Annotated in this window: 22 protein-coding genes; 13 read left to right on the top strand and 9 right to left on the bottom strand. The window is 66.6% G+C overall.

The window, feature by feature from the left end; all coding sequences use genetic code 11:
• Positions 1-68 precede the first annotated feature (68 nt).
• Positions 69-1,313, bottom strand: coding sequence for an exonuclease domain-containing protein (locus QMK22_RS10785; RefSeq protein ID WP_283497645.1), 1,245 nt, complete (start codon positions 1,311-1,313; stop codon positions 69-71).
• A 178-nt stretch (positions 1,314-1,491) separates the two neighbouring features.
• On the opposite strand from QMK22_RS10785, the gene QMK22_RS10790 reads away from it, so the two are divergent.
• The gene (locus QMK22_RS10790) at positions 1,492-2,412 is read left to right on the top strand and encodes an oxygenase MpaB family protein (RefSeq protein WP_283497646.1); all 921 of its coding nucleotides are present in this window, start codon (positions 1,492-1,494) and stop codon (positions 2,410-2,412) included.
• Positions 2,413-2,583: 171 nt separating this feature from the next.
• On the opposite strand, the gene QMK22_RS10795 is transcribed toward QMK22_RS10790, so the two are convergent.
• Together QMK22_RS10795 and QMK22_RS10800 are read right to left on the bottom strand one after the other, a co-directional pair.
• Positions 2,584-3,915: a M18 family aminopeptidase gene (locus tag QMK22_RS10795; RefSeq protein WP_283497647.1), complete on the bottom strand. Its 1,332-nt coding sequence runs from the start codon at positions 3,913-3,915 to the stop codon at positions 2,584-2,586.
• A 42-nt stretch (positions 3,916-3,957) separates the two neighbouring features.
• Positions 3,958-4,695 (bottom strand): hypothetical protein, encoded by a 738-nt coding sequence (locus QMK22_RS10800; RefSeq protein ID WP_283497648.1) that lies wholly within the window; start codon positions 4,693-4,695, stop codon positions 3,958-3,960.
• 217 nt (positions 4,696-4,912) lie between these two features.
• Here QMK22_RS10800 and QMK22_RS10805 point away from each other — a divergent pair, with 217 nt between their 5' ends.
• The 4 genes from QMK22_RS10805 (at position 4,913) to QMK22_RS10820 (ending at position 9,594) form a co-directional block, all read left to right on the top strand.
• Positions 4,913-7,060, top strand: coding sequence for a RecQ family ATP-dependent DNA helicase (locus tag QMK22_RS10805; protein ID WP_283497649.1), 2,148 nt, complete (start codon positions 4,913-4,915; stop codon positions 7,058-7,060).
• Between the two features lie 215 nt (positions 7,061-7,275).
• Complete coding sequence (locus QMK22_RS10810; RefSeq protein WP_283497650.1) at positions 7,276-8,085, top strand: amino acid ABC transporter substrate-binding protein; 810 nt, start codon at positions 7,276-7,278, stop codon at positions 8,083-8,085.
• Positions 8,086-8,096: 11 nt separating this feature from the next.
• Entirely contained in the window at positions 8,097-8,765 is a 669-nt protein-coding gene (locus tag QMK22_RS10815) for an amino acid ABC transporter permease (protein WP_283497651.1), read from the top strand.
• Positions 8,752-9,594, top strand: coding sequence for an amino acid ABC transporter ATP-binding protein (locus QMK22_RS10820; RefSeq protein WP_283497652.1), 843 nt, complete (start codon positions 8,752-8,754; stop codon positions 9,592-9,594). The genes QMK22_RS10815 and QMK22_RS10820 overlap by 14 nt, the downstream gene beginning before the upstream one ends.
• 44 nt (positions 9,595-9,638) lie before the next feature.
• Here the strand turns inward: QMK22_RS10820 and QMK22_RS10825 are convergent, their stop codons facing one another.
• The 4 genes from QMK22_RS10825 to QMK22_RS10840 all read right to left on the bottom strand — a co-directional run bounded on the left by QMK22_RS10825 (position 9,639) and on the right by QMK22_RS10840 (position 14,845).
• A complete protein-coding gene (locus QMK22_RS10825; protein ID WP_283497653.1) occupies positions 9,639-9,935 on the bottom strand; it encodes a hypothetical protein in 297 nt (98 codons plus the stop codon).
• The gene (locus QMK22_RS10830; protein ID WP_283497654.1) at positions 9,932-10,231 is read right to left on the bottom strand and encodes a hypothetical protein; all 300 of its coding nucleotides are present in this window, start codon (positions 10,229-10,231) and stop codon (positions 9,932-9,934) included. Before QMK22_RS10830 ends, QMK22_RS10825 begins: the two co-directional genes overlap by 4 nt.
• 445 nt (positions 10,232-10,676) lie before the next feature.
• Positions 10,677-13,682: an AAA family ATPase gene (locus QMK22_RS10835; RefSeq protein ID WP_283497655.1), complete on the bottom strand. Its 3,006-nt coding sequence runs from the start codon at positions 13,680-13,682 to the stop codon at positions 10,677-10,679.
• Positions 13,679-14,845, bottom strand: coding sequence for an exonuclease SbcCD subunit D (locus QMK22_RS10840; protein ID WP_283497656.1), 1,167 nt, complete (start codon positions 14,843-14,845; stop codon positions 13,679-13,681). Before QMK22_RS10840 ends, QMK22_RS10835 begins: the two co-directional genes overlap by 4 nt.
• A 209-nt stretch (positions 14,846-15,054) precedes the next feature.
• Here QMK22_RS10840 and QMK22_RS10845 point away from each other — a divergent pair, with 209 nt between their 5' ends.
• The 7 genes from QMK22_RS10845 to QMK22_RS10875 all read left to right on the top strand — a co-directional run bounded on the left by QMK22_RS10845 (position 15,055) and on the right by QMK22_RS10875 (position 22,554).
• Positions 15,055-15,843, top strand: coding sequence for a DeoR/GlpR family DNA-binding transcription regulator (locus QMK22_RS10845; protein ID WP_283497657.1), 789 nt, complete (start codon positions 15,055-15,057; stop codon positions 15,841-15,843).
• A complete protein-coding gene (locus QMK22_RS10850; RefSeq protein ID WP_283497658.1) occupies positions 15,840-16,841 on the top strand; it encodes a 1-phosphofructokinase family hexose kinase in 1,002 nt (333 codons plus the stop codon). Before QMK22_RS10845 ends, QMK22_RS10850 begins: the two co-directional genes overlap by 4 nt.
• On the top strand, positions 16,838-18,874 hold the full coding sequence (locus QMK22_RS10855; RefSeq protein ID WP_283497659.1) for a PTS fructose transporter subunit IIABC: 2,037 nt from the start codon (positions 16,838-16,840) through the stop codon (positions 18,872-18,874). The genes QMK22_RS10850 and QMK22_RS10855 overlap by 4 nt, the downstream gene beginning before the upstream one ends.
• Before the next feature lie 121 nt (positions 18,875-18,995).
• Entirely contained in the window at positions 18,996-20,723 is a 1,728-nt protein-coding gene (gene ptsP / locus QMK22_RS10860; RefSeq protein WP_283497660.1) for a phosphoenolpyruvate--protein phosphotransferase, read from the top strand.
• 84 nt (positions 20,724-20,807) lie between these two features.
• Entirely contained in the window at positions 20,808-21,086 is a 279-nt protein-coding gene (locus QMK22_RS10865; protein WP_283497661.1) for an HPr family phosphocarrier protein, read from the top strand.
• Between the two features lie 146 nt (positions 21,087-21,232).
• Positions 21,233-21,505 carry a hypothetical protein gene (locus QMK22_RS10870; RefSeq protein ID WP_283497662.1) on the top strand — a complete coding sequence of 91 codons (273 nt, stop codon included), beginning with the start codon at positions 21,233-21,235 and terminating at the stop codon, positions 21,503-21,505.
• Positions 21,506-21,621: 116 nt separating this feature from the next.
• Entirely contained in the window at positions 21,622-22,554 is a 933-nt protein-coding gene (locus QMK22_RS10875) for an FHA domain-containing protein (protein WP_283497663.1), read from the top strand.
• Between the two features lie 66 nt (positions 22,555-22,620).
• Here QMK22_RS10875 and QMK22_RS10880 read toward each other — a convergent pair whose 3' ends face one another.
• Complete coding sequence (locus QMK22_RS10880) at positions 22,621-23,430, bottom strand: TspO-related membrane protein (protein ID WP_283497664.1); 810 nt, start codon at positions 23,428-23,430, stop codon at positions 22,621-22,623.
• Positions 23,431-23,536: 106 nt separating this feature from the next.
• Here QMK22_RS10880 and QMK22_RS10885 point away from each other — a divergent pair, with 106 nt between their 5' ends.
• Entirely contained in the window at positions 23,537-25,393 is a 1,857-nt protein-coding gene (locus tag QMK22_RS10885) for a gamma-glutamyltransferase family protein (RefSeq protein WP_283497665.1), read from the top strand.
• Between the two features lie 770 nt (positions 25,394-26,163).
• On the opposite strand, the gene QMK22_RS10890 is transcribed toward QMK22_RS10885, so the two are convergent.
• A complete protein-coding gene (locus QMK22_RS10890; RefSeq protein WP_283497666.1) occupies positions 26,164-26,943 on the bottom strand; it encodes a gamma-glutamyl-gamma-aminobutyrate hydrolase family protein in 780 nt (259 codons plus the stop codon).
• Positions 26,944-26,979 lie beyond the last annotated feature (36 nt).

Below are 26,979 nucleotides of genomic sequence, written 5' to 3' on the forward strand. Positions count from 1 at the left end.
AGCGCCTCCTCAGCGGCGCATTCTGACCAGAATGCGTTGGTCAGAATGCGTTGGTCAGAATGCGCTGGTCAGCGCACGCCGATCAGCGAGCGTAGGCCGAACTCGGAGACGATCGGAATGCCGTAGTCACGCGCTTTGACGGTCTTGCCGGTGACCGATGCCGGATCGGCCGCCACCAGCAGTCGCGTGCGCAGGGTGACCGCCGCTTCCAGAGCAAGCCCTCGAGCGACCAGTTCCCGGGCCCAATCGGAGCGGGCCCTGGCCATGTCACCGGTCAGTACGACGACGTCGCCCTGTTCCAGCAGCATCGCGTCGACCGGGGCGACTGCTGGGCGCGTCACCGCCGATGGCTCAGTCAACGCCGCGGCCACAACCTCAGGATCGACGTCGAGCATGCGCCCCACCGCGATCACGTCAGCGCAATCGGACGTGCTGAGGGCACCGTTCAACCACGCCACGTGCACGAGGTCCTCGAAATAGCGGCGGTGCAGCGCGATGCGCTCCTCCGGGCCGATGCCGCTGAACTCAGCCAAGAACCGTACTTCGGTCGATTCCCGGGGCGAGAGCACGCGATCCACCAGACACAGATCGAGTAGGGCCAGATAATCGAGGTGTTCCTCCGGACCGGCGTAGTCCGGCAGTTTCACCGCAGCCCTGGCCAAAAAGCTCGGAATCGGCACCATACTCCGGGCCGTGACGGGGTCGCGCTCCACCCACTCGGCCGCTGGCGCACCGGTAGCGACGATGGGCAGCAAGACGCGCCGTTCCGCGCGGTCGAGCGCGTCGATCCACGGTGCCGCACTGGGCGAACCGTGCACGTACGCCGCCAGGAGGCTCGCGCACGCGACGGCCTGAACCAGGGCACTGGGGCCGGGCCCGATCTCAATGTCGTAGGCCGCGCAACAGTCGATGAGCAGCCGGCCCGCCCCCGGCAGATACCTGCGGGCCAGGTGCATGGTGCACACCGCCTCGAGTCCACCGCCCGAGGCATAGTCGATGAGCTCGAACTCACGCATCAGAAACCCGGTGACGAACTGGGCATTGTGCGTCACCAACACTCGTCCGCGAAGCAGATCGACCAGTCGCGGTGCGATCTGCTCAAACGTCGGCGCGCGCAGCAATTCTGCCGTGCTGACGCCGTGACTCGCGACGTCACCCGCGTTGATTCCGGGGTTGACGACGGTCTGCCAGCGCGCGGTCGTGCGACCACCCTCGTCGAGGTGCACCACGGCAATTTCGACGACCCGATCCCGCTGGTACGGGAACAGTCCAGTAGTTTTTAGGCATATAACGGCGTATCCACGTTCGGGCATGGTCACACTCCACAATCTTGTTCTGCGAATTTAGCCTCAATTCAGCTCCTATGCGACCGCCCGTTTGGGGGGGTTGCGAGTCTCCCGAAACGCTGTAGGCATGCTCCAGACCGGCGGATATTCACCGGCTGGGCGCATTCGCGGCGGGAACCCAGCGAGCCCGATATACCATCCGAGAATGGGCAGATTTACAGACAGCTGGCGCTCTCACCTCCTGGTGACGCTCTCGGGCAATAGCGAGGGGCGACCGCGGTGGGTCAATCAGATAGCCACGGGCGATGACGCCGGATTTTTCGGACCGGACAGCGCCGCCTGGGCCGTGCACGGTGGTATGGCGACGATGGTTGCCGGCATCCGCGCCCTGTTGATGCAGACCCTGCACCCGGGGGCAATGGCCGGTGTGCACGACTGGTCGCGCTACCGCGAGGATCCGCTCGGCCGGCTCTCCGGCACCATTCAGTGGCTCGTCACGGTGACGTTTGCGGACACCGTCGTGGCCGAACGGGAATCCGGCCGGGTCGGGCATTTTCACCAGCGTGTGGTCGGAACCTATCTCGATGCCCAGGGCGCCGAACGCTCATACACCGCGGGCGACCCCGAACTTTTGTCCTGGGTGCACGTTGTGTTCACCGACGCTTTTCTGCAATCTCATGTGCTCTGGGGCGACGCCATCCCCGGCGGCGCCGACGGCTACGTGCGGGAATGGGCAACCGCCGGCGAACTCATCGGGGTGCGCAATGCCCCGCATTCGGCGCAGGAGCTGGCCGCCCAGCTCGAGGCTTTTCGTAGTGCCGGAACGCTCAAGAGCGACGCCCGCGTCGCCGAGGCCGTGCGATTCATTCGCAACCCGCCGCTCAGCCGCGGCATGCTGCCGTTCTACCGCATCATGTTCGCCGGCGCCGTGGCGTCGATCCCCCGTGAATACCGCGACCTGCTCGGATTGAAACGATCCCGTCTACCCGTCATCTGGGGCACCCGTTTCGTTCTCAGCACCGTCCGGTTTCTGCTCGGCCCGTCGTCGACATCGGAGGATGCCGCCCGCGCGCGGCTCGCGCGCATCGCTGCGGCTGTCGAACTGAACCAAACTACGGCACGATGAGGTGATCATGGTGGCCAGACGGGTGCGCTCGGACCGCAGCACCGGCATCCGCTTGTCGAGCAGTTCGAGCAGTTCGAGCAGTTCGAGCAGTTCGAGCGGCAACGCTGCGATCGGCCATTGTCCATTGTCCATTGGCCTGGAGGAAGTATCTGCAGCGAACGGCGACCCTGTCTAGGGTTCGGGGGCGAAGAATGCAGCGGTCGCCGCACTGAGTGCCAGCGGATCGTTGACGTGACACAGTTCCCGGGCGGAGTGCATCGACAGCAGCGGCACGCCGACGTCGACTACCCGAATGCCCAGCCGCGTTGCGGTCAACGGTCCGATGGTTGAACCGCACGGAACCGTGTTGTTGGAGACGAATTCCTGGTAGTCGACGCCCGCCTGCGCGCAGGTGCGCGCCCAGAGGGCGGCGCCATGGGCATCCGTCGCGTAGCGCTGGTTGGCATTGATTTTCAGCAGCGGTCCACCGCCAAGAATGGGCATATTGGCCGGATCGTGGCGTTCCGGATAGTTCGGGTGCACGGCATGGCCGGCGTCGGCGGAGAGGCACCACGACTGGGCGTAGGCGCGCAGTCGTTCCGACACCGTCGCGCCGAGACCGTGACCGATGCGGGTGAGAATATCGTCGAGCAGGGGGCCGCTCGCGCCGGAGCGGGACTGGGAGCCAAGCTCTTCATGGTCGAAGGCGGCGAGCACGCTGATCGAGCCGGTATCGGCGGAGCTCGTGCTCGTGCTCGTGCTCGTGCTCGTGCTCGTGCTCGTGCGGATCAAGGCCTGCAAGCCGGCGTACACCGACGACAAATTATCGAGGCGGCCGGCGGCGAACAGCTCGCGGCCAAGACCGAAGGCAGCGGGCGGATTGGTGTCCGCGGTGAGGATGTCGTAGCCGGCGACATCCTCTGCCGCCAGCCCGGCCAGACCGGCCAGGTGGGCGACCAAATCGACTTCGCACGCCGCACCGACACCGAAAACGGGCGTTAGATGACGTTGCCGGTCGAGGGTGAGACCGTTGTTCACCTCACGGTCGAGGTGCACGGCAAGCTGTGGAATACGCAAAAACGGCCCGGTGCGCACGAGGTGCTCGCTGCCGTCACGGGTTACCAGCCGGCCGGCCAGTTCGAGTTCGCGGTCGAGCCACGAGTTCAGCAACGGGCCGCCATAGACCTCGACGCCGGCCTGCAGCCAGCCGTGTGAGCCGATCGTGGGCTTCGGCTTGAGCTTGAACCCCGGGGAGTCGGTGTGGGTGCCGAGAATGCGAAACGGCGTCGTAGGGCCCGCTTCGGCCGGCTGCGACCAAGCGATAACGGCGCCGTCCCGCACCACGTAATGGCCGGTCGCCGCCGGAGCATCGCCCCAGTTCTGCGCCTCGCTCAGCCGGGTGAACCCGGCCGCCGTTAGGCGCCGAGCAACTTCGGCGGCCGCGTGATACGACGACGGTGCCGCCTGAAGAAAGGCAGAGAAATCGGCGGTGAACTCGGCAATGTACTCGGGCGTTGCATCCATTCATCCATCCAACCACCCTCACGGTGCGGCGGATGCCGGTAGTCAGGCGTCGGTCGGTGCGTCGGCCTGCAGAGCAGCGCGCGCGAAAGCAGCGCCGCCCACGGTGACCGTGCCGCGATCGCCGTGCCAGGCTTCGGTCTGCTCGAAAGCTCCGAGCCGGTCCAGGAGCCGCCACTTAGTGTCAACGAGCCGCCACACCGATTGCGTCGTCGGTTCCTGGCCGTCGGATTGCACCCAGCTCAAAGAGCCGAGAGCACGCGACAGGGTCGTGAGGTAGTCCTCGCGGCGAGCCAGGCTGCGGGTCGCCACGAACAACAACAACAGTCGGGTGGCGTCGCTCACCGCCGGCGTGCGACTTTGGTGGATGGTGCGGGCCAGATGCCACCAGAGTGCGCGGGGGGAATCGGAGAGGACACGGCCCTTTTTGGTCAGGACGAGCATCCCCTTGCTCACCCGCAGCAGTCCCACGTCGCGCAGCTGCCCGCGCAGTTCCTGCAGCGGGCGCAGGTGCACTTCGCGGTTGACGCTGATCGGCCAGCCCCAGTCGAGCTCGGCCGACGCTTGCATAACCACCGCCGGCGGCAGATGTCCCGCCTTCGTCAAGCGGATGCCGTCGACCCCGACCCGGGTCAGGATCCACTGCGCCGGAGCAACCATGCGCGCCATCGCCCGCTCCTGCAGCAATATCGGATCGCCGACTCTGGCCTGCCCGATGAGACGACGAAAACCGACGACGGCCTCTTCCGGCAGTCGTGTTTCGATCTCCTGAATCACGTTCACCCAACGAGCCTAGTGAGCGATCCCGTCGGAGCGCGGCGGATGCGTTGCGACACGCACGGTGAACCGGTCGCGAGCCGGCTTCAGCGGCACAGACAGGTGATTCGAGTTTGGTGTTTCGGGTTTGGTGTTTCGGGTTTGGTGTTTCGGGTTTGGTGTTTCGGCGCAGGGATGGTCGGTGCCGGGCGGGCTTGTCAGCGGCATCTGGCACCCTTGAAGAATGACCGATACCCGCGCATCCGCCCTGGCCATTCTGCGCACCCTCGTGGGGCGGGACGATGCCTCTTGGCACGACGGACAGTACGAGGCGATAGAAACTCTCGTCGACCAGCGCAAGCGTGCGCTTGTGGTACAGCGCACCGGATGGGGCAAGTCGGCCGTCTACTTTGTGGCGACCCTGCTGTTGCGGCGTCAGGGCGCCGGGCCCACCATTCTGGTCTCCCCGCTGCTGGCCCTGATGCGGGACCAGGTCGCCGCTGCCGCCCGCGCCGGCGTGCGGGCGGTGTCGATCAACTCGTCGAACGCACACGAATGGACCGACGTGTTGCGCCAGCTCGACGCCGACGAGGTAGATGTGCTGCTGGTATCGCCCGAACGGCTGAACAACCCGTCTTTTCGCGATGAGCAGTTGCCCGCTTTGATCGCCCGCGTGGGTTTGCTCGTGGTCGATGAGGCACACTGCATCTCGGATTGGGGTCATGATTTTCGCCCGGACTATCGCCGTCTGCGCGACCTGATCGCCCAGATGCCGACGGGAGTGCCCGTGCTCGCCACGACGGCAACCGCCAACAGCCGGGTGGTGCAGGATGTCGCGGAGCAGGTCGGTATGGTCGCCGCCGGTTTCGACGGCGCTGATACCACTGCGGAGGTCGCCGAGGTGGTCACCATTCGCGGCCCGCTCGCCCGTTCGTCGCTGCGGCTCGGCGTGCTGCGCCTGCCCGATTCGCGCGCACGCCTGGCCTGGCTGCTCAGCCACCTCGGCGAGCTGCCCGGCAGCGGCATCATTTACACCCTCACCGTGGCGGCCGCCGAAGACACCGCCCGCCTGCTCCGCGGCGCCGGGCACGCCGTGCGCGCCTACACCGGGCAAACCGACACGGCCGAACGTGAAGAATCCGAGGGTCTGCTGAAGACCAATCAGGTGAAAGCACTCATCGCGACGAGCGCGCTCGGTATGGGATTCGACAAGCCCGACCTCGGCTTCGTGCTGCATTTGGGTGCGCCGTCCTCCCCCGTGGCCTACTACCAGCAGGTTGGCCGTGCCGGCCGTGCCACCGCCTCCGCCGACGTACTGCTGCTGCCGGGCGCCGAAGACGAAGCGATCTGGCACTATTTCGCGACGGCCTCGATGCCCGACCGGGCCAAGGCCCTGGCCGTGATCGGCGCTCTCGAAGCCGCCGGTGCACCACTGTCCACCCCGGCGCTCGAGGCCAGGGTCGACCTGCGACGCACCCCGCTCGAACTCCTGCTCAAGGTTCTCGACGTGGACGGCGCCGTGCACCGGGTCAAGGGCGGCTGGCAGTCCACCGGAGTGCCCTGGGTCTATGACCAGGAGCGCTATGAACGCATCGCGGCGGCCCGGCTCGGCGAGCAGCGGTCGATGCTCGAGTTTGAAAGCACCACCGGCTGCCGCATGGAATTTCTGCAGCGAGCCCTCGATGACGACACCGCCGTGGCCTGCGGCCGGTGCGATAACTGTCAGGGTGCGTGGTACCCGGTTGACGTGGCAGCGGAAGCGACCGCGACGGCAGCGCAGTCGCTTGACCGGGTCGGTGTCGCCATCGATGTGCGGGCTCAGTGGCCCACCGGAATGAGCAGCCTCGGCGTTGCCGCCAGCGGCAAGATCCCGCTCACCGAACGCGCCGAACCCGGCCGCGCGCTGGCCCGGCTGACCGACCTCGGCTGGGGTGGGCCCCTGCGTGAGCTATTCGCTTCCGGGGCAGCGGATGCCCCCGCGCCGCCGGCCATGCTGGCCGCCTGCGTGCGGGTGCTCGCCGAGTGGGGCTGGGCCGAACGACCGGCGGCCATCGTGTCGATGCCGTCGCGGCGGCATCCGCTGTTGATTGATTCGGTGGCGCGCTCGCTGGCCGACGTCGGCCGGTTGCCGTGGCTCGGCGCTCTGGATTGGGCCCAGGGCGGTCCCACGGGTGAGCCGGGCGGCAACAGCGCCTACCGGCTTTCGAGCGTCTGGGACCGCTTCACGGTGGGCCCGGAGCTCGCCGCGGCGTTGGCGCCGTTCGCGGGGCGCCCGATTCTTCTCATCGACGATCTGGCCGACAGCCGGTGGACCATGACGGTAGCCGCCCGGGTGCTGCGGCGGCACGGAGCATCGGCGGTGCTGCCGTTCACCCTCGCCCTGCGCTCGTAGCAACGACACCGCACTGCTGCACCGATACCGCGCGTGCTGCACCGACCGAGCCGGCGGCAAGAAACCGAGCCGGCTGCTTCACCGGGCGTAATCGGAATATTCGCGGTGGCTGACGCCTTGTTATCCTAGGACGCCGCCACTCGCGGCCTACCCCCGTTCTGGGGCGGCACCCGCACGACCCGCGCTCGCCCCATCTAGTTCGTAAGGCATTCGTCATGAAGCTCAGATTGTTCCCGGCCGCCGTGCTGTCCGTCATCGCGCTCACCCTCACCGGCTGCTCCGCGTCGAATGGTGCTGCCGATGCCACATCCGGCACCGACGACTCCCTGAGCAGCGTTCTCGACTCGGGCACCCTGGTGATCGGCACCGAGGGCACCTACCGGCCGTTTTCGTTCCACGAAGACGGATCGGGCGACCTCACCGGCTACGACGTTGAGGTGGCCCGCGCTGTTGCCGCCGAGCTCGGTGTCGATGCGAAGTTTGAAGAGACCCAGTGGGACGCCATCTTCGCCGGCCTCACCGCCGGCCGCTGGGACACCATCGCCAACCAGGTGTCGATTACGCCCGAGCGCCTCGAAGCGTACGAGTTCTCGACGCCGTACACCTACTCCACCGGCGTCATCGTCGTTCCCGCCGACAATACGTCGATCACGTCATTCGCCAGTCTCAAGGGTCTGACCACCGCCCAGTCGCTGACCAGCAATTGGAACACGCTGGCCACCGAGAGCGGCGCAACCGTTCAGGGCGTCGAAGGCTGGGCCCAGTCGGTCACCCTGGTCGAGCAGGGTCGAGTGGATGCCACGGTCAACGACAAGCTGACCTTCCTCGACTACCAGAAGTCCAACGGCGCTGACAACCTGAAGATCGCCGCCGAGACCGAGGAGCGCTCCGAGAGCGCCTTCGCCTTTGCCAAGGCCGGCACCGCGCTGGCCGACGCCGTGAGCGAAGCGCTCGCGACTCTCACCGCTGATGGGACGCTGGCGCAAATCTCCGATAAGTACTTCGGCGCCGACGTCAGCCAGTAGCCCGACACTCAATGATTCAGCCTGATTGGGATTTGTTCTTCAGTTCGTTCTGGCCGCTGCTTGACGGCGCGCTGCGCGGCACGATTCCGCTTGCCCTGACGTCGTTCGCGATCGGTCTCGCACTCGCCCTCGTGCTCGCCCTCATGCGGTTGTCGGCGAAACGTTGGCTCGCTGGCATCGCCCGCGTCTATATCTCCATCGTGCGCGGCACGCCCCTGCTCGTGCAACTGTTTGTGATCTTCTACGGGCTCCCGTCAATCGGCGTGACAATCGATCCGTGGCCGAGCGCCGTGGTGGCTTTCTCGATCAACGTCGGCGGCTACGCCGCCGAGGTCATTCGTGCCGCGATTCTCTCCGTGCCCAAGGGCCAGTGGGAAGCCGCCTACATGATCGGTATGTCGCGCAGTCGGGCCCTCACCCGCATCATCCTGCCGCAGGCAGCCCGAGTCTCGGTGCCGCCGCTGTCGAACACGTTCATCAGCCTGGTCAAGGACACCTCCCTGGCCTCGCTGATTCTGGTCACCGAACTGTTCCGTGAGGCGCAGCAGGTGGCGGCATTCAGCCAGGAATTCATGCTGCTCTACCTCGAAGCGGCACTTATTTACTGGGTCATCTGTCTGGTGCTCTCCACCGGTCAGGGTTTTCTCGAGAAGCGATTGGACCGCTATGTCGCCCGCTGACCTTTCTGCCGAATCGTCGTCACCAGCGGACGCCGCGGCATCCGCTCCCCTGCTGCGCGTGCGCGGGCTGCAGAAGAGTTTCGGCACCAACCGGGTACTGGAATCGGTGGATCTCACCGTGGGCCGCGGCCGAGTGCTCGCGCTGATCGGCCCGTCCGGCTCGGGCAAGACCACGATTCTGCGCTGCCTGAACGGGCTGGAATTGCCCGACGGCGGCACGATCGAGGTCGCCGCGGCCGCCGACACCGCGGGCCGTAGTGCGTCCGGGGCGATGACCATCGATTTCACCAGGAAGGCCTCACCGAAACAGCTCGGGGCTCTGCGTGACCGTTCGGCCATGGTGTTTCAGCACTACAACCTGTTTCCGCACAAGACCGTGCTGCAAAACGTCATCGAGGGACCGGTGGTCGTGCAGCGCCGCCCGGTCGCCGAGGTGACGGCCGAGGCGCTGGCGCTGCTTGAACGTGTCGGGCTGACCGCCAAGCGGGACAGCTACCCGTTTGAGCTCTCCGGCGGCCAGCAGCAGCGGGTCGGCATTGTGCGAGCGCTCGCGCTTCGGCCACAGCTGTTGTTGTTCGACGAGCCGACATCCGCTCTGGATCCGGAGCTGGTCGGTGACGTGCTTCGCCTGATCAAGGAACTCGCCGACGAGGGGTGGAGCATGGTGATCGTCACGCATGAACTCGAGTTTGCCCGCGAAGTCGCGCACGAGATCGCGTTCGTCGACGGTGGAACGATCGTCGAGCACGGCGACCCGAAACAGCTGCTGCGGCACCCCCAGCACGAACGCACCCGCCAGTTCCTGCACCGCCTCTTGAACCCGTTCTAACCTCCCGCGACCCGGCGCCGCCGCGCCGGGACGGCTCGGCGGCGCTATGGGTGGGGTGTGATGATCACCACGGTAATCCGGTCAAGGCCCGGCCCGTAGTGCCAGTAAATGCGGCCGGCTGTGGGGGTGCGGTGTTCGATGTAGGAATCCCAGACCGCCTCCCCTTTCTTGCCGGCGAGCGAGACGTATTTATGGGAGCGCAACGCCGGATCGTCGGGGTTCAGCTGCAAGCGACCGAGCGCGGTGCGCACTCGCTTGAGGCGCCCCACCAGCGCAGGCTTGGCTTCGAGAATGGATAGTCCCGAGGCCGCTTCCTTCGTGAGAAGGAGCGTGAAACTCATGATTGGGGCTCGGCGGGCCCAGCCATTTCGTCAACCGAGTGTTCCTCCGCCGCGTAGCGGGTGAAGTCGCCCCCCTCGCTCGTTTCTTCCTGACTGCTGTGTTCGAGGCCACGCACCAGAGCGGCGCGGATGCCGTCGTCATCCCAGATCAACAGCTCACGACGAGGAATGGACACCAGCGGGGTAAGCAAAATCTCACCCTCGGCGTTCACGGCAACAGCGTAGCGGTCGTCGCGGTGCACGCCGGCCTTGCCGAAGGCCATTCTGGAGCGCTCGTCGGCGCTTACTTCGCCCATTGGTACAAAATCCGATTTCAGATCTGACATCTTCTTGAGTTGCACCATCGTCGTCGCCCCATCACCTTGATGACGCGCATCGATCCGGGTGGAAACCGGGACCCATCCGCGCCTGCGTGAAAGTGAGATTACCCCAGATTTACATATGGGTAAACCCCTCACAGGATATTTTGAGATTGCGTTGTCGCCGTGCTATTTCGGCGGGTCAGCGAGCAGGTGGACCACGAACATTCTTCGATAAACGACGAGACCAGTCCGGTCGGTAGGGCAATCGGACTGGTCTGGGCAGAACCAAACTACAGCGCGGCGCGGACCTGCTCAAGGGCAAATTCACCTTTTCTCTTGCAGAACTCGCCAAAATGTGCGGACCATCTTCAAATCAGGCCGTACCGACTCCGCGCCCGCGCCTTGAGGTCGGCATCCGGCGAAGCAAACGTCGCGTCGCTCAGCTGTCGTCCGCCTCGATTCGGCTGTAGCCCGCGTCGGTGACGACAATCTGCAGCGTCGCCGGAATCTGCTCTTTCATGGAGTCGACGTGGCTGATCAGGCCGATCGTGCGACCTCCGGCGCGCAGGGTATCGAGCGTGCTCATCGCGGTCTCGAGGGTTTCGCTGTCGAGCGACCCGAAACCCTCGTCAACGAACAGCGTGTCGAGCGTAATGCCTCCGGCCTGGCCGGTCACAACCTCGGCCAACCCGAGGGCGAGGGCCAGGGAGGCCAAAAAGGTCTCGCCTCCTGACAGGGAGTGTGTCGCTCGGGCGCGACCGGTGTATTCGTCGCGAATGGCCAGGCCGAGCCCCGACCGCGCCCCGCCAAAAGCAAGCGAATCGTCGTGCTCGAGGGTGTAACGGCCGCTCGTCATGGTACTCAGGCGCGTGTTCGCGGCCGCGACGATCTGTTCCAGTTGAGCGGCGAGCACGTAGTTCTCCAGCCGCATCCGCTTGGTATTCGGTTCGTCACCGTGCACGACGTCGGCTAGTTGTCGAACCTGCTGGTACTCGGCCTGCAGCGCGCCCGACGCCGCAAACAAGGTGGCCACTCGACCAGCGATGGAGGCCAGGGTACGGGTTCGTTCGAGCAGGGAACTGTGGGTTGTCAGCGCGGCGTCGCGAGCCGCGCTGGCAGCGATCACAGCGAGCCTCGTCGGTTCCAGATCGACGAGTTCGTCGGGGAGGTCGGACAGGTCGGGGTGGGCCAGGGCCGCGCTGACTGCAGCCAGGGCGTCATCGTGCACGCGCAGCGCGGTCGTGCGACGTTCACTCTCGGCACGATCGAGCCTCGCGTGCTGAACCTCCCCCACGCTAGCAAACCCTTCGTCAGCAAGCTGCACCCGCACGCGTGCTTGCGCGGCCTCGCGCACGGTGTTGCACTGATCGACCCGCACCAGCGCGGCAGCCAATGTGCGTGCGATGACGAGGTGGTTCTGCAGGTGGGTGACCTGACCGTGAACGCTGTCGAACTCGCCGCGCTGCACGGCGAGCCGCTCAGCAATCGTCGTACGGTGACTGACCCGGTCGGCATGCGCCGTGACGGCGCGATCCCGTTCGGCGCCAATGACCTCGAGCTGGGCAGTCGCCGCGGTCATTGCGGCGCGCAGCTCGATCAGTTGCGCTTCCAGGCGCGGCAGCAGGGCGGCTGCCTGTCCGGCCAGTTCGTGTGCCGCGGTCGCCGCAATGTGCTCGGCCAGAAGCGCGGGCAGGTCGCCACCCCGGGTCACGGCCCGAGCTTCGGCGAGGCGAAGGTCAACGGTTTGCACGGCGGTCTGGGCCGAGAGGAGTTGCCCCTGCCTGGTCGTGACGGCGTTGCGGGCGCGGTCTAAATCTTCTGCGGTGACCGGCTCGTGCTGGTGGCGTGCTGGCTCGGGGTGGGCGGTAGACCCGCAGACCGCGCACGCATCACCGGTGACCAGACGCGTGGCCAGTTCGGCGGCGAAACCCGAGAATCGGCGCGCCAGCATGGCCTCGTAGTGCGCGGCCGCAGCCGTATTGTCACCACTCGCGGTCAGTTCTTCGCGCTGGGCGATGAGCAGCGAGGTGCTGAGCTGCTCAACGGTTTCGGCCGCCTCGAGGGTGAGCACGGCACGATCGAGCGCATTGGTCGTGTCAACGCGCCGCGCCGCCACCAGCAGGGTCGCTGCTTGTTCGGCGACAAGGGTCTCAATCCGCTCGGGCAGGGCCTGCACCTGTGCCCGCGCCTCGACCTCGGCACGGGAGCGTTCCTGCTGCACGGCAAGCAGGTGCGCGATCTCGGCATCGAGAGCGGGGAGCGCGCGCTCGCTCGTCAACGCGTCATCCAGCGCTCCGAGCTGACCGAGCAGTCCGTCACGAACGCCCTGGATCTGCTCGAGCGTTTCGTCGAGTGCTGTAGCCGGGTGTTCAGCTGCACCGCCGGCTGCTTCGCCGGTCGCGACCGGGGTGCGCACGCGGTCACGTTCGACTCGCGCGGCCACCAGGGCTGCCTGCGCCACCTCGAGCGCGACTTCGGCATCTCGGTCGGCACAAATTTGTGGCCAGACCAGGGCCGCGCGCGCGGCGGCATGCAGGTCGGTGCGTTCGCGATGGATGTCAAAGTGCCGGGATTCCAGCGCGCCGAGCTCGGTGATCGCGCGCGACCGGCGAACTTGGCCTTCGTGCGTCTGTTGGAGGGAGTCGTGCCGATCGGTGGCTGAGGCCAGCTCGGCATCGCTGAGGGCAACCCGCATGCTCGCCGCGTCGCGATCGGTGCTGAGTTCGTGCTGTGCGGCAGCGAACCATTCCGCGGTGGGGGCCCCTGGCAGGCCTTCGCGCTGAAGCAGCTGCGCGGCCGCCGCCTGGTGTGCGTCGAGATCGCGCGCGGTTTCGACGACCCGCTCTTCGAGGCCTTTGCGGCGCACAATCAACGCGGCTTCGAGCTGGTCGAATCGACTCGTATTGAACAGGGTGCGCAGCACGGCACGGCGCTCTTCGGTTTTAGCCAGCAAAAACCGTTGAAATCGGTTCTGCGCCAGCAGAATCACTTGCAGAAACTGGTCGACTTTGAGCGGCAAAATGGCGTCGAGCTCGTGCCCGACGGCTCCGGGTTTGGCCGCCACTCCGCGCCACCCCTCGGCGTCCAGCACCTGAAGCACCGCGGTGGGCGCCGCCGTGGTCACGCCGGTGCCGCTCTTCTTGGGTCGTTCATAGGCGGGGCTGCGGCGCAGGCGGTATCGGCTTTCGTTGATACTGAAATCGAGTTCGACGAAGGTGGGATCGCCGGGCTCGCAGTGGTCGCTGCGCAACTTGAGTTCGCCGCCGTCAAAACGTGGCACCTGGTTGTAGAGAGCAAAGCAGATGGCGTCGAGAATGCTGGATTTGCCGGCCCCGGTTTTTCCCGAAATGAGAAAGATGCCGTCATCGTCAAAGCGTTCGAAGTCAACGACCTCTTCGTTCTTGTACGGGCCGAATCCGGCGAGCCGCAGGCACAGTATCTTCATGAGTTGGCCGCCCGGGCGGACTTCTCGGTGAGAAGTTCGGCCACGAGGGCACTTTCAAAGTCGGTCGGACCGACCCCGTTGCGCACGAAGGCAAGGAAACCAGCGATGATCTCGGGGTCGGTCGTGGCCGAACCGATGCGCTCGGCATAGCTGGTACCGACCGGATCAACCCGAATAGACGGACGATGCTCGAGCGCGACCGCGTGTGCAAATCGGGCTTGCAGGGCACGCATGGCATCGAGTGGGCGCACCTGGTCGGTGAGGATGGCTTTCACCCAGTCGCCCTCGTGCTCCACCAGCGAGGCGTCGTCGAGCAACTCGGCGAGCTCGCCCGTGAGCACCACGAGACGGCGCGGTACGGGCAGGTCGACCCATTCGACCGCGCCCAGACCCTCGGGGCCGAGTTCGACCAGCCAGGCCCCGCGCGGCTTGCCGGCCTCGGAGAAGGAATAGTGCAGGGGCGCACCGGAATAACGCACCCGTTCGGTGAGGGTCGCGCGCCCGTGAATGTGGCCGAGCGCGACATAGTCACAGCCGTCGAAGACCCCCAGCGGCACGACGTCGAGCCCGCCGGCGGTTATGTCGCGCTCCACATCGCTCGATTCGGCGGCCGGGGCGATGCCGGCGGCGAAACAGTGCGAGAGTACAACGCTGCGACCCCCGCGGCGGGCGAGGTCGTCACGAATCTGCGTCATCGCGTAGTTCAACACCTGCTCGTGGGTTTTCAGCAGCACCCCGGGGTGCAAGTGCCGGATCAGTGCGGGCTCCAAATATGGGATGCCGTAGAAGTGCACCGGTCCGTGCTCGTCAGTGATGGTGATCGGCTCCCGGTATTGTTCGGGCCGCGTCACCACGTGAATGCCGGCCAGGGCGGCCCATTCCGACTGAAAACCGAGCCGAGTGGCCGAGTCATGGTTACCGCTGGTCATCACCACGGATGCCCCGGCGTCTTTCAGCCGTCGCAACGTGCCGGTCAGCAGCGCGTAGCTCTCTTTCGATGGCATCGCCGAATCGAACACGTCACCCGCGACCGCCACCACATCCACACCGTGTTGCCGCACCAGCGCCACGAGGGCGTCGAGCACGACCGCCAGGTGCTCGAGCGTGGAATGCGTGTGGAAGGTGCGCCCGAGGTGCCAGTCCGAGGTGTGCAAAATCTTCATATTCATTACGGTACCGGCGTGCACCGACAGGGCTGAGCGGCAGGACTTGTCCCCGGCCGCCCCAGAGGATTCCCGGACCCCGACACTGACCGGTTTCCCGGACCGATTCTTTGTTTATCTTCTTTTTTCTTGACAAACAAAAATAAACACAGCTAAAGTCAATGAAACCAACTTCGTGACCTCGGTCACTCATCGTCGAGGAGGCAGCCATGTTCGCCGAAGAACGTCAGCTCGTGATCGCCGCGCTCGTGGCGGCTGAGGGTCGGGTCACCGTGACCGACCTCGCCACCCGATTCGGGATCACCGCCGAGACGGTTCGCCGTGACCTCGACGCCCTCGAAGCGGCCCGCCAGCTTCGTCGCGTGCACGGCGGCGCCGTCGCCATCGACCACCTGAGCCTGTCCGAGCCCAGCCTGGAGGAGCGCCAGACGCAGCACCTCGACGAGAAATCGCGCATTGCCGACGCGGCGATGCGCATGCTCCCGGCGAGCCGCACCGGTTCGATCCTGCTCGACGCCGGCAGTACCACCGAACGCCTCGCCGACCACCTCGCCAGCTGGTCACCGGCCGTTACCGGCGACCAGTTGCTCGTGATCACCAATGCGGTGCCGATCGCCGGCCAGCTCTCGCACAATGAGGCGATCCAGTTGCACGTGCTCGGCGGCCGGGTACGGGGGTTGACCAGCGCCATCGTCGGTGCCGGAACGGTTGCCCAGCTCGGGATGCTCCGACCCGATATCGCCTTCATCGGCGCCAACGGCATCAGCGCCACCTTTGGACTCAGCACTCCCGACACTGTTGAAGCGGCCGTCAAGTCGGCCATCGTCATGTCGGCCAGGCGCGTCGTCGTGCTGGCCGATGCCAGCAAGCTGGACCAGGATACGCTGGTCTGCTTCGCCGCCCTCGCTGCGATCGACACCCTGATAACGGATGCTGCGCCATCCGCTGAGCTGGCCGCCGCGCTGTGGGCCGCCGAGGTCGACGTGGTGATCGCATGATCGTCACCCTGACCCCCAACCCGAGCCTGGACCGCACCATCGAGCTGGCCGGCCCGCTGGAGCGCGGCGAAGTGCAGCGCGCCGTCGCCGCCCACAGCGAACCCGGCGGCAAGGGCGTCAATATCTGCCGCGCCCTCAACGCGAGCGGTATCAGCACCCTCGCCATCCTGCCCGGCGACGCCGATGACCCGGTGCTGCTCGCCCTGACCAGCAACCACATCCCGCACGTCGGCCTGCCGATCGGTGCCCCACTGCGCAGCAATGTCGCGATCACCGAACCCGACGGAACGACGACCAAGCTCAACGAGCCCGGCCCCGCACTGAGCGCACAGCAGCAGCAGTCGCTGATCGAGCTCGTCCTCGATCAGGCGGTCGGCGCCAGCTGGCTCGTATTGGCCGGCTCGGTGCCGCCGGGTGTGCCCGACGATTTCTATGCCAGCATCATCAGCGAGGTACGCGACCGACTCGGTGCCAACGCCCCGAAGATCGCCGTGGACTCCTCGGGCGGGCCGCTCGCCGCCGCAGCACTGGCCCACCCGGACCTGCTCAAGCCCAACGCCGAGGAGCTCGCCGAACTGAGCGGGCAATTCGACGCTGACACGCTCGAGGCAAACCCCGCACGAGTCATCGAGGCGGCCCGCCCACTCATCGCGGGCGGTGTGGGCGCCGTACTGGCCACTCTCGGAGCCAAGGGTGCCGTGCTCGTCACCGCAGCGGGCAGCTGGCTTGCCAGCACTGCCCCGATGGTCGCCGTGAGCACCGTCGGTGCAGGGGACTCGGCCCTGGCCGGCTACCTGCTCAGCACCAACGCCGGAGCGAGCGCCCCCGACTGCCTGCGCCAGGCCGCCGCCCACGGCGCCGCCGCAGCGTCCCTCCCCGGCTCCACCGTTCCTGCCCTGCACCAAACCGACCCCAGCACCGTCACCGTGACGGACCTTGCACCGGAACCGGCCCTGCCATCGGTGCCGGCCACCCATCCAAAGGAGGATGACCAGTGAGTGCACTGATTACCCCGGAGCTCGTCGCTCTGGACACCGACCTCGGTACCGAACCGAAAGACGTCATTCGGCACCTGGCCGAGCTCGTCGTCGCGTCGGGCCGGGCCACCGAGATCGACGGGCTCTATGCGGATGCCCTCGCCCGCGAGGCAAAGACCGCCACCGGAATCCCGGGCGGACTCGCCATTCCGCACTGCCGTTCCACGGCCGTACTCGAGCCAACGCTCGCCCTCGCCCGCCTGTCGAGCCCGGTCGATTTCGGATCGAAGGACGGACCGGCCGACCTCGTCTTTCTCATTGCCGCGCCGGAGGGTGCCGACCAGGAGCACTTGAAGATTCTGGCCAAGCTCGCCCGGTCACTCATGAAGAAGAACTTCACCGCCGCGCTGCGGGAAGCACCGACCGCGCAGCAGATCGTCGAACTCGTCACCAACGTCGTTGCCCCGGTTCCCGCACCGACGGGATCCCCGGCCGCCGGCACTCAGACCGGCGCCGCCGCCGACAATGGCAATGCCAATGCCGGCACCGGGCCGGCGTCGACGGGCATGAAGCGCATCGTCGCCGTCACCGCCTGCCCGACCGGTATCGCGCACACCTACATGGCGGCCGATTCCCTCGTCGCGGCGGCCAAAGCGGTCGGCGTTGACCTGCAGGTTGAGACGCAGGGTTCCGCCGGGGTCACCCCACTCGAACCCTCGGTCATTGCCGCCGCCGACGCCGTCATCTTCGCCGTCGATGTCGACGTACGCGGCCGGGAACGCTTCGCCGGCCTCCCCGTCATCAACGCCCCGGTCAAACGCGGCATCGACGAGCCGGGCCGATTGATCGAGGAGGCCCTCGCGGCCGCCCTCAACCCGAATGCCCGCCGGGTCAGCGGCACCGTCGACCTCGGCGGCGCATCCGAGGAGAAAAGCGAGCACCTGGGCCAGAAACTCAAGCGCGCCCTGCTCACCGGCGTCAGCTACATGATCCCGTTCGTCGCCGGCGGCGGGCTGCTCATCGCCCTCGGTTTCCTATTCGGCGGCTACGAGATCACCAAGGTGGCCGACGACGTCGTCATCAACAACAGCCTGTTCAACCTGCCCGAGGGCGGCATGCTCATTTATCTGGGGGCGGTCTTCTTCAAGATCGGCGCCCTGTCGATGGGCTTTCTGGTACCGGCACTGGCCGGCTACATCTCCTTCGCCATCGCCGATCGCCCGGGCATCGCACCGGGCTTCGTCGCCGGCGCCGTCGCCGGATTCATGGGCGCCGGGTTCCTCGGCGGCATCGTGGGCGGTTTGCTCGCCGGCGTCGTCGCGGTGAGCATCGCAAAAATCGACGTGCCACGCTGGCTGCGCAGCCTGATGCCCGTCGTGATCATTCCCCTGATCGCGTCGATCGTCGCTTCCGGGCTCATGTTCGTGGTGCTCGGCGGACCGATCGCACTGCTCACGGTAGGTCTGGGCGATTGGCTGAACGGCATGACCGGCGCATCCGCTGTTATTCTCGGCGTGATTCTCGGCCTCATGATGGCCTTCGACCTCGGCGGACCGGTCAACAAGGTCGCCTACGCCTTCGCCGTCGCCGGCCTCGGCGCGGCAACGCTGGCCAACCAGGCACCCTGGCAGATCATGGCCGCGGTCATGGCCGCCGGCATGGTTCCGCCGCTCGCCATGGCGCTCGCCACCGTGGTGGACAAGAAGCTGTTCAGCCTCGCCGAGCGTGAAAACGGCAAAGCGGCCTGGCTGCTCGGGGCGAGCTTCATCTCGGAGGGGGCAATTCCGTTCGCCGCCGCGGACGTGTTCCGGGTGATTCCGGCCAGCATGCTCGGGGCTGCGGTCACCGGTGGACTGTCGATGGCGTGGAACGTCACCAGCAAGGCGCCGCACGGCGGAGTGTTCGTGTTCTTCGCGATCGACAACTTCTGGCTATTCCTGCTCGCGGTTGCAATCGGTACGGTGGTATCAGCGTTCGCCGTGGTCGGACTCAAGCGCTACGCCGTGCGGAAGAGCCCGGTTGAGGCCGGGGAAGCCGCTCTCGTCAACGCCTGAGCACCCATCCCGCGCACCGCGCACACCACACACAGCGCACACAGCGCACACCACGACCGCACCACGACCGCAGCATGGCGCCACCAGGCGCACGCTGGGGTTTCAGGAATCGAGGATGATCATGCAGACGCTTTCCGGCAGTTCCGGTACGAAGCAGAACCCCGCCAGCCGTTTCGCCGGGGTCGGGGTTAGCCCCGGGCGGGTCATCGGCCCCATTCTTCTGATGCCCCAGGCCGTACCAGAACCGGCCGTGGGCGAGCGGCTGGCCGCAGGCACGTCGCCGGAGGAAGCATGCGCTGCCCTCCGCACTGCGGCGCAAGCCGTGCAGGTCAACCTCACTGCCCGTTCGGCCGGCGCCTCAGGCGCCGGCCGAGCGGTGCTCGAGGCTACTGCCCTGATGGCGAACGACCCGATGCTGGTGAAGGCCGCCGTCAAACTGATCACCAACGGTGCCTCCCCGGAACGCGCGATCTGGGACGCGGCTGCTTCGGTGGCCGAAATGCTGCACAACCTCGGCGGCTACATGGCCGAGCGGGCGACCGACATTCTGGACGTCCGCCGGCGGATCGTGGCCGAGCTGCGCGGCGTTCCCGCCCCCGGAATTCCGCATTCGGACACGCCGTTCATTCTGGTCGGCGAAGACCTCGCACCGGCCGACACCGCCACCCTCGACCCGGCGAAAGTGCTCGCACTCGTCACTTCGAGCGGCGGTCCGCAATCACACACGGCCATCATCGCCCGGGCCCTCGGGCTTCCGGCGGTGGTCGCGGCGGTAGGCGTCGACGGCCTCACCGATGGCACCGAGGTGTTCATCGACGGGGCCGCCGGAACCATCCTGGTCGACCCCGGCGCCGACGAGGTCGCCCTCGCCGCAGCGTGGAAGACGACCTCCGCAGCCCTGGCCGTGTTCGATGGAACCGGACGACTGGCAGACGGCCACCTGGTTCCGCTGCGCTCCAACGTCGGCGGCGCGCAGGACGCGGTCAAGGCCGCGGCCGCTGGTGCGCAGGGCGTTGGCCTGCTGCGCACCGAGTTCTGTTTTCTGGAGCGCGACACCGAACCGACCCTGGTCGAACAGGTGGCGGCCTATCGCGGTGTCTTCGACGCGTTCCCCGGAGAAAAAGTCGTCATCCGCACCCTCGACGCCGGCGCCGACAAGCCCCTCCCGTTTTTGACGGATGCCTCAGAACCCAACCCCGCCCTCGGCGTGCGCGGGTATCGCACCGATTTCACCTCACCGGGCGTACTGGCTCGTCAGCTCGAAGCCATCGCGCAGGCTGCCGACGGGAGCGAAGCGGATGTGTGGGTGATGGCCCCCATGATCTCCACCGCCGAAGAGGCCGAGCATTTCGCCGGACTCTGCGCGGCCGCCGGACTGAAGACCCCCGGGGTCATGATCGAAGTCCCGTCGGCGGCGTTGACCGCCGCGAGCATTCTTCGGTTCGTTGATTTCGTCAGTCTCGGCACCAACGACCTCACCCAGTACGCCATGGCGGCCGACCGCCAGCTGGGACCGCTCGCCGCCCTGAACACACCGTGGCAGCCCGCGGTGCTTCAGCTGATTCGGCTCACCGTTGCCGGGTCGCGCGACGAGGGGCACAACAAACCGGTCGGCGTCTGCGGCGAGGCCGCTGCGGATCCGGCCCTCGCGGTCGTGCTGGTCGGCCTCGGTGTGGCGACCCTATCGATGACCGCCCGGGCTCTGGCCGCCGTGGCCGCTGTTCTCGGCAGCGTGACCCTCCCCGAGGCGCAGCAGCTGGCCGCGCTCGCCCTGACGGCGCACTCGGCAGCGGATGCCCGACGCATCGTTCGCGACAAGTTGCCTATTCTTGATCGACTCGGCCTGTAAACCGTTCGGTTCGGGCCGGTCACCCCGTTACACCGCACCACTGGCCCACCCCCCTGCTTGTCCACACTTATCCTGGAGGATCCCTTGTCTGAACGAACCGCCGTCATCGCCAGCCGCGTCGGCCTGCATGCCCGCCCGGCCGGAATATTCGTCGCCGCCGTCGGCGCCCTGCCCCTTGAAGTCACCATCGCCATGGCCGGCGAACCGGCCGACGACGCCATGGATGCCTCGAGCATCCTCTCGATCATGAGCCTAGGCGCCTCCAACGGAGACACCGTCGTGCTCCGCGCCGATGGGGAGGGTGCCGACGAGGCCCTCGACTCCCTCGTAAAGATTCTGGAGACTGACCTCGACGCCGAATAGATCCTGCCCCTATTTCGCAACATTCCTTGGACTCTCGCACTTAGGTAACTAAGCTAGGTAAATCTCGACGGGGCGATTATCCCCTCGAGGTCGGCGAAGCGGCCGAACCCGGCACCATCCTGCCTGCGAGTGAAAGGGAACGTATCGTGACTGAACGACAGACGTATCTGGGCAACGTTGAGAGCACACCAGACTTCGAGGAGCACAGCATCAAGGACTGGGCCGATCTCGGTCAGGAGATGTGGTCTTATCTCACGGGCAAGGGGGCGGCCATCAATTACAGTTTCATCGACATGATGGTCGAGGTGCCCCGGGATATCGGCCCCGACGCCCCCCGCGCAGTGTGGAAGCTCAACGGCACCCTGCGGGTCACGACGAGTGACGAAAAATCTCTCGGCTCAGACCCCTTTCGGAGCTGACCATGAGCTCCTCGGCGAGCTCTACAGACCCGGGTTCTAAAGTAGCGGGTTCCAGGACAGCGAGTTCGAAGACGGCCGGTTCGAAGACGGCCGGTTCGAAGAGATCGCCGTCCGCCGTGAACCTGCACATCGATCTGGCCTTTTCCCTGGTTGAACCGGCGGCGGCGTTCGGTTCGTCGCGCGCAGATTCAACCAGTGAGTCGACCGGGGCGCAGTTCGGCGACTCCTTCGGGGCAGCGGATGCCATGCAGGGCACGGTGACCGCCGATGGCACGGAGATCAGCATCTTCACGAGCAACCCCGAAATGTTCGTTCAGGGTCGCTCCCTCAACCTGGAACCGGTGCGCACCCTCGCCGCCGAATTGGCCGCTCGCGGCCTGACCGTGTCGATCACCGGCCCGGTCGGGCTGATCGCCCGCCTCGGCGACGTGCCGGCAAACGTCACGCAGCGACTGCTCACGCGGTCGCCGCACATCATTCTCGGATCGCGCACCGCGCTGGCACCGCTCGTACAGGCGCGTGTCCGCGGGCAGGCACGCATGCCCGTTGCCATCCCCCTACCGCCATCAACCGTGTTTCCGCTGGCACCGACCTTCGAGAGGCGCAGCCGCCGCCGGGTGACGACGACCCACTACACACCGGGAAGCGGACGCCCCCGTCTCATCTTCGTCGTGGGATCGGAAAACTGGAACGGGCAGATGCCGCGGGAATTCAATCTGCTGCCCGGCACCACCACGATCGGTTCCTCCGCAGACGCCGACCTGAACTTGCCCGGATTGAAACCGATACACGCCGAAATTCGCCACGACGACAATGACGAGTACCGGTTGTTTGCCATCGGCGACGTCGCCGGCAGTTCCCGGCCGAACGACGACGGTCCCATCAGCCACGCCGGTCAAATTCTGCGCACCGGCTCCCGCCTCGAAATGGGACCGTGGCGCATGGGCTACTTCCGGGAGGAGTTTGCCGACCACGGCCGCCCCTTCGGCGGCCGGGTGGGCGGCGAGCTGGCCGTTCAGAAGCCGCAGCCGCCGAGGCCCAGAGCCTAAAATCCCGGCTGCGTTCGGTCGGCCGACCGGAGCAGTCAGCCCAGAGCAGTCAGCCCACCGGTTCGCTTAGGCCAGGCGCGACGGACGGGAAGCCCCATGCAGACGTTCGCGTACGGTGCTGGCGATGACCACCACGACCGCCAGGATCGCGGCGATCGCGGTCGGTACCGACAGCGTGTCGCCGGCCAGCCGGGCCACCGCCACCCAGGCCAGGCCCCAGGCCAGCGCTGCCGACGGCGCCAACCGTCCGCGGCCGTAGGCGGCGAGCCCCACGCCGACCAAACCGGCAACAACGATCACGAGCACACCCCAGAGATCGGGGCTCAGCCCGAATCCCAGGAATCCGTAGGCGACCAGCACGGCCGCGATATTCGCCGCCGTCGCGATTGTGACCCAGCCCAAATACAAGCCCATCGTGCCGTCGACGAGGATCGTTTCGACCAGGTTCCTGGGCCTGGAGCGCAACACCAGACGAAAAAATCCCACCAACACGAGCAGCAGAGCAACGATGACCGGCACGCTCAGTGCGAGCAGTCCGAATTGAACGCTGAGAATCCAGAAGGCATTCAGCACGAGCGACAGCGCGATCAGATAGCCGAGTCGGCGCTGGCGGGCATCCGCTTTCTGCGCCGGCAGCGCCTGCCAGATGGCATAGCCGACCAGTCCGAGGTAAATCGGCGTCCAGATCGCGAACGCCGATCCGCCCGGCGCGATCAGGGTCGCGTCGGCGGCGAGCGCTCCACCGGATGCGTTCTGAATGGGCGTTCCGCCCGCGGCACCGGACCCGACGAACGACCCGACAACGGCGAAGGCCGCGCTGCTGATCACGACCACCTGGCGCAGCCGATCGAACCCCTCAGTCGAATAGTTACCCATGAGTTGCTCCCGCCTGTTGGCCCGATCATTGCACGATTCAACTCAAACCGAACCGCACCCGTTTTGCAAGGTACGCAGCATACCTGCCTCGTGCGAGGGTAGACGCGTGACCTATACCGCACCGAACGACTTCACCACCCGCCCGACCCTGCAAGGCACCTTCGGCATGACAGCCTCGACCCACTGGCTCGCGACGGCGTGCGCCCAGGCCGTGCTCGAGCGTGGCGGCAATGCCTTCGACGCCGCAGTTGCCGGCGCCTTCGTGTTGCACGTCGTGGAACCGCACCTGAACGGACCGGGCGGCGACCTGACCGGTGTGTACGTGACCGCGACCGCACCGAATGCCCCGCGCGTACTCATGGGCCAGGGTCCAGCCCCGCAAGCGGCGACCATCGAGCATTACCGGGCTGAAGGCCTCGATCTCGTTCCCGGGTCTGGAATGCTGGCCGCCGCCGTTCCCGGTGCCGTAGACGCCTGGCTCCTGCTGCTGCGCGACCACGGCACCTGGGAGCTGTCCGATGTGCTCGGCTACGGCCGGGGATACGCGCGCGAGGGGCATCCGATTCTCGGCCGGGTCGTTGCCACGATCGGCGCGGTGGCGACGTTGTTCACCGAGCACTGGCCCACCTCCGCAGCACAGTGGATGCCGCACGGTGAGCTACCCGACGCCGGCGACCTCGTGACCAACGAGGCGTGGGCGCGCACCATCGATCGTTTGCTGGTGGCGAGCGCGGACTCCAACGAACCCAGCCGCGAGGGGCGCATCGACGCGGCCCGCCGAGAATGGCGGGAGGGATTCGTGGCCCGTTCCATCGTGGATTTTGGTCGCGCGCCGCACCGGCACTCCTCCGGCACCGACCACGCCGGCGTCATGACCCTAGCCGATCTGGCCGGTTTCGAAGCCCACACCGAAGTGGCCACGACCGTCAATTTTCGCGGCCGCACCATCGCCAAAACCGGCGCCTGGGGCCAGGGACCAGCCCTGCTGCAGACCCTGATGATTCTCGAGGGATTCAGCGACGAACACCTCGACCCGTCGACCGCGCTCGGAGCGCACACCATTCTCGAAGCGCAGAAGCTGAGCTTGGCCGACCGGGAGGCCTACTACGGCGACGGCGACGTGCCACTGGATTACCTGCTCTCGGCCGACTACGCGGCCACCCGCCGGGCGCTCATCACCGATCAGGCGTCGCACGAGTTTCGCCCGGGGATCGTGCCAGGGCACACGCCGTACTACCCGGTGCTGCGCACCGAGTACACGACGGAGGTGCTGTCGAGGCAGGGCGCAGCGGCATCCGCTGCGGTCGGCGAACCGACCGTCACTGCCCCGGCCCGTGCAGATTCGGAGCCCGCGGTGCACGCGAGCGGCGAAATGCGCGGCGACACCTGCCACATCGACGTGGTCGACCGTTGGGGCAATATGGTGTCGGCAACGCCCTCGGGCGGCTGGCTGCAGTCGTCACCGACCATTCCCGAACTCGGTTTTTGCCTCGGCTCCCGGCTGCAGATGACCTGGCTTGAGCCCGGTGCCCCCTCAGGCCTGACCGGCGGCAAACGTCCACGCACGACTCTCACCCCCACCCTCGTGCTGCACAACGGCCACGCCGTGACAGCGCTAGGCTCCCCCGGTGGCGACCAGCAGGACCAGTGGCAGCTGCTCTACCTGTTGCGCACCCTCGTCGGCGGGTACACGCCGCAGCAGGCCATCGATGCGCCGGCCTTTCACAGCACCTCGTTTCCGGGGTCGTTCTGGCCGCGCACCTGGCAGCCCGGCGGCGCCGTGGTCGAGGACCGGTTGGGCGAGGCGGTCATCGAGCAGTTGGAGCGGCGCGGCCACCGAATCACTCGTGCCGGCGACTGGTCACTCGGCCGCATCTCGGCGGTTACCCGCGACCCGCGAACCGGGCTCCTGCAGGCGGCGGCCAATCCGCGCGGTGCCCAGGGGTACGCCGCCGGTCGCTGATCGTTCGCTGAGAGTAGTCATCAACCACTGGCAGCTCACAGGAAAATACCACCGTTTCGGGCTTTTTTCTGCCCCCACGAAGGGGTGGACATCGACCTGTCTATCCCCACTAGGTTGGAGCTATCGAACCGATCACCCGAGTCGGCGATGGAACGGACTATCGTGAAAATGTTGCAGACAGAATGCCCTGAATGCCAGCAAATGGTGTGGATCACGTCCGATACTCGCTTCGCGACCTACCATTCTCTGGCGGACTCCACCAAGGATTGCCCCGGTTCCCGCATGATTATTCCGGTACCCCCCAAACAAACAGCGGCGAGCCGTCGTCGCGCGCAGGCCGAGAGGCAGGAGTGGTCCCACGCCACGAGCGCGGTGGGCACCGCCAAACATCAGGCGGCCTGAGCCAGCGTCTGGGATCGCGCTGTCGGCTCGTATCCCGGCTGGGCAGCTACCGCGGTGTGCAGTTGCCCATTTGCAACAGATGGGTAACAAACCAACCGACCGGGCCAGGTCAGCCGATCAGCGGGGGTAGACTCCCTTTTCCATTCTTATCAGCCTCTTCTCAGGCCATCCCCCGTACGGTTAGACACGGAGTTCCCCCACTCCAACGATTGGCCCCGGCATAGTCTCACCTCCCCCCAGGCGAGAAGTGCCGGGGCTTTTTCGGTCCCTGCTGACCTTCGGTTCGTGCGGGCCTCAGCGCTTCAGGGCCTTCATTCTTCCGGGCCACCGGGTGCGCGAAGCGACGACCCAGAAACTTGAGTCGAACGCTAGGCGGCGAGCGCCGCGCCGAACCGCAGGGCGGCGAACGAGCGGGAGTCGTGCTGCGCGGCCAGCCCGGCCAAGAGCAGAGCGAGCTGGTCGACCGGCGAATCGGGCGCTTCGGGGTGCCACTGCACACCGGTAATCGGTGCACTGACGTGTTCGATGGCTTCGATCAGACCATCGGGGGCGTGCGCGGCGGCGACGAGCCCGACGCCGAGACGGTCGACGATCTGGTGGTGAGCGCTCTGCACCGAGATATCAACCCGGCCGAGGCTCGAAGCGAGGAGGCTGTCGGCGGCCAGGGTGACATCGTGGGTGGACAGGATCTGATCGATCGGCACCCCGATGTTCTTGTGGATGCCGTCGTCGATGTGCTGCACGAGGTTGCCGCCGAGGGCCACGTTGATGATCTGCAGGCCGCGGCAAATGCCCAGCAGGGGCGTGCCGAGCGCCACGGCGCGCTGTACGAGGGCGATCTGCCCCTCGTCGGCGGCGCTGAAGTGCGCCGTTTCGCCCTCGTAGCCCGCAGCTCCGCCGTAGAAGCGCGGAGTGACGTCTTCGCCACCGACGATCACGATGGCGTCGGCATCCGCTGTGATGCGCAGCAATTCGGCGGGCGTGACGTCGGCCGCAGCAACCCGGGAAACGGTCCAACCGGCCGTTTCGGCGTCGGCCGCCACGCGAGAATTGAGCACCTGTACCTTGGCGTGGTAGGCGGGGCGGTCGGGACGTGCGGCGGTGACCTCGATGACGACGAGCATCCGGTTGGTGAATTCTTCGTTCATGCCGGGCTCCCGTCGGTATCGATTGTGTTGTGCTGC

The sequence above is a fragment of the Cryobacterium sp. PH29-G1 genome, assembly GCF_030063365.1.
Classification (GTDB): Bacteria; Actinomycetota; Actinomycetes; order Actinomycetales; family Microbacteriaceae; genus Cryobacterium.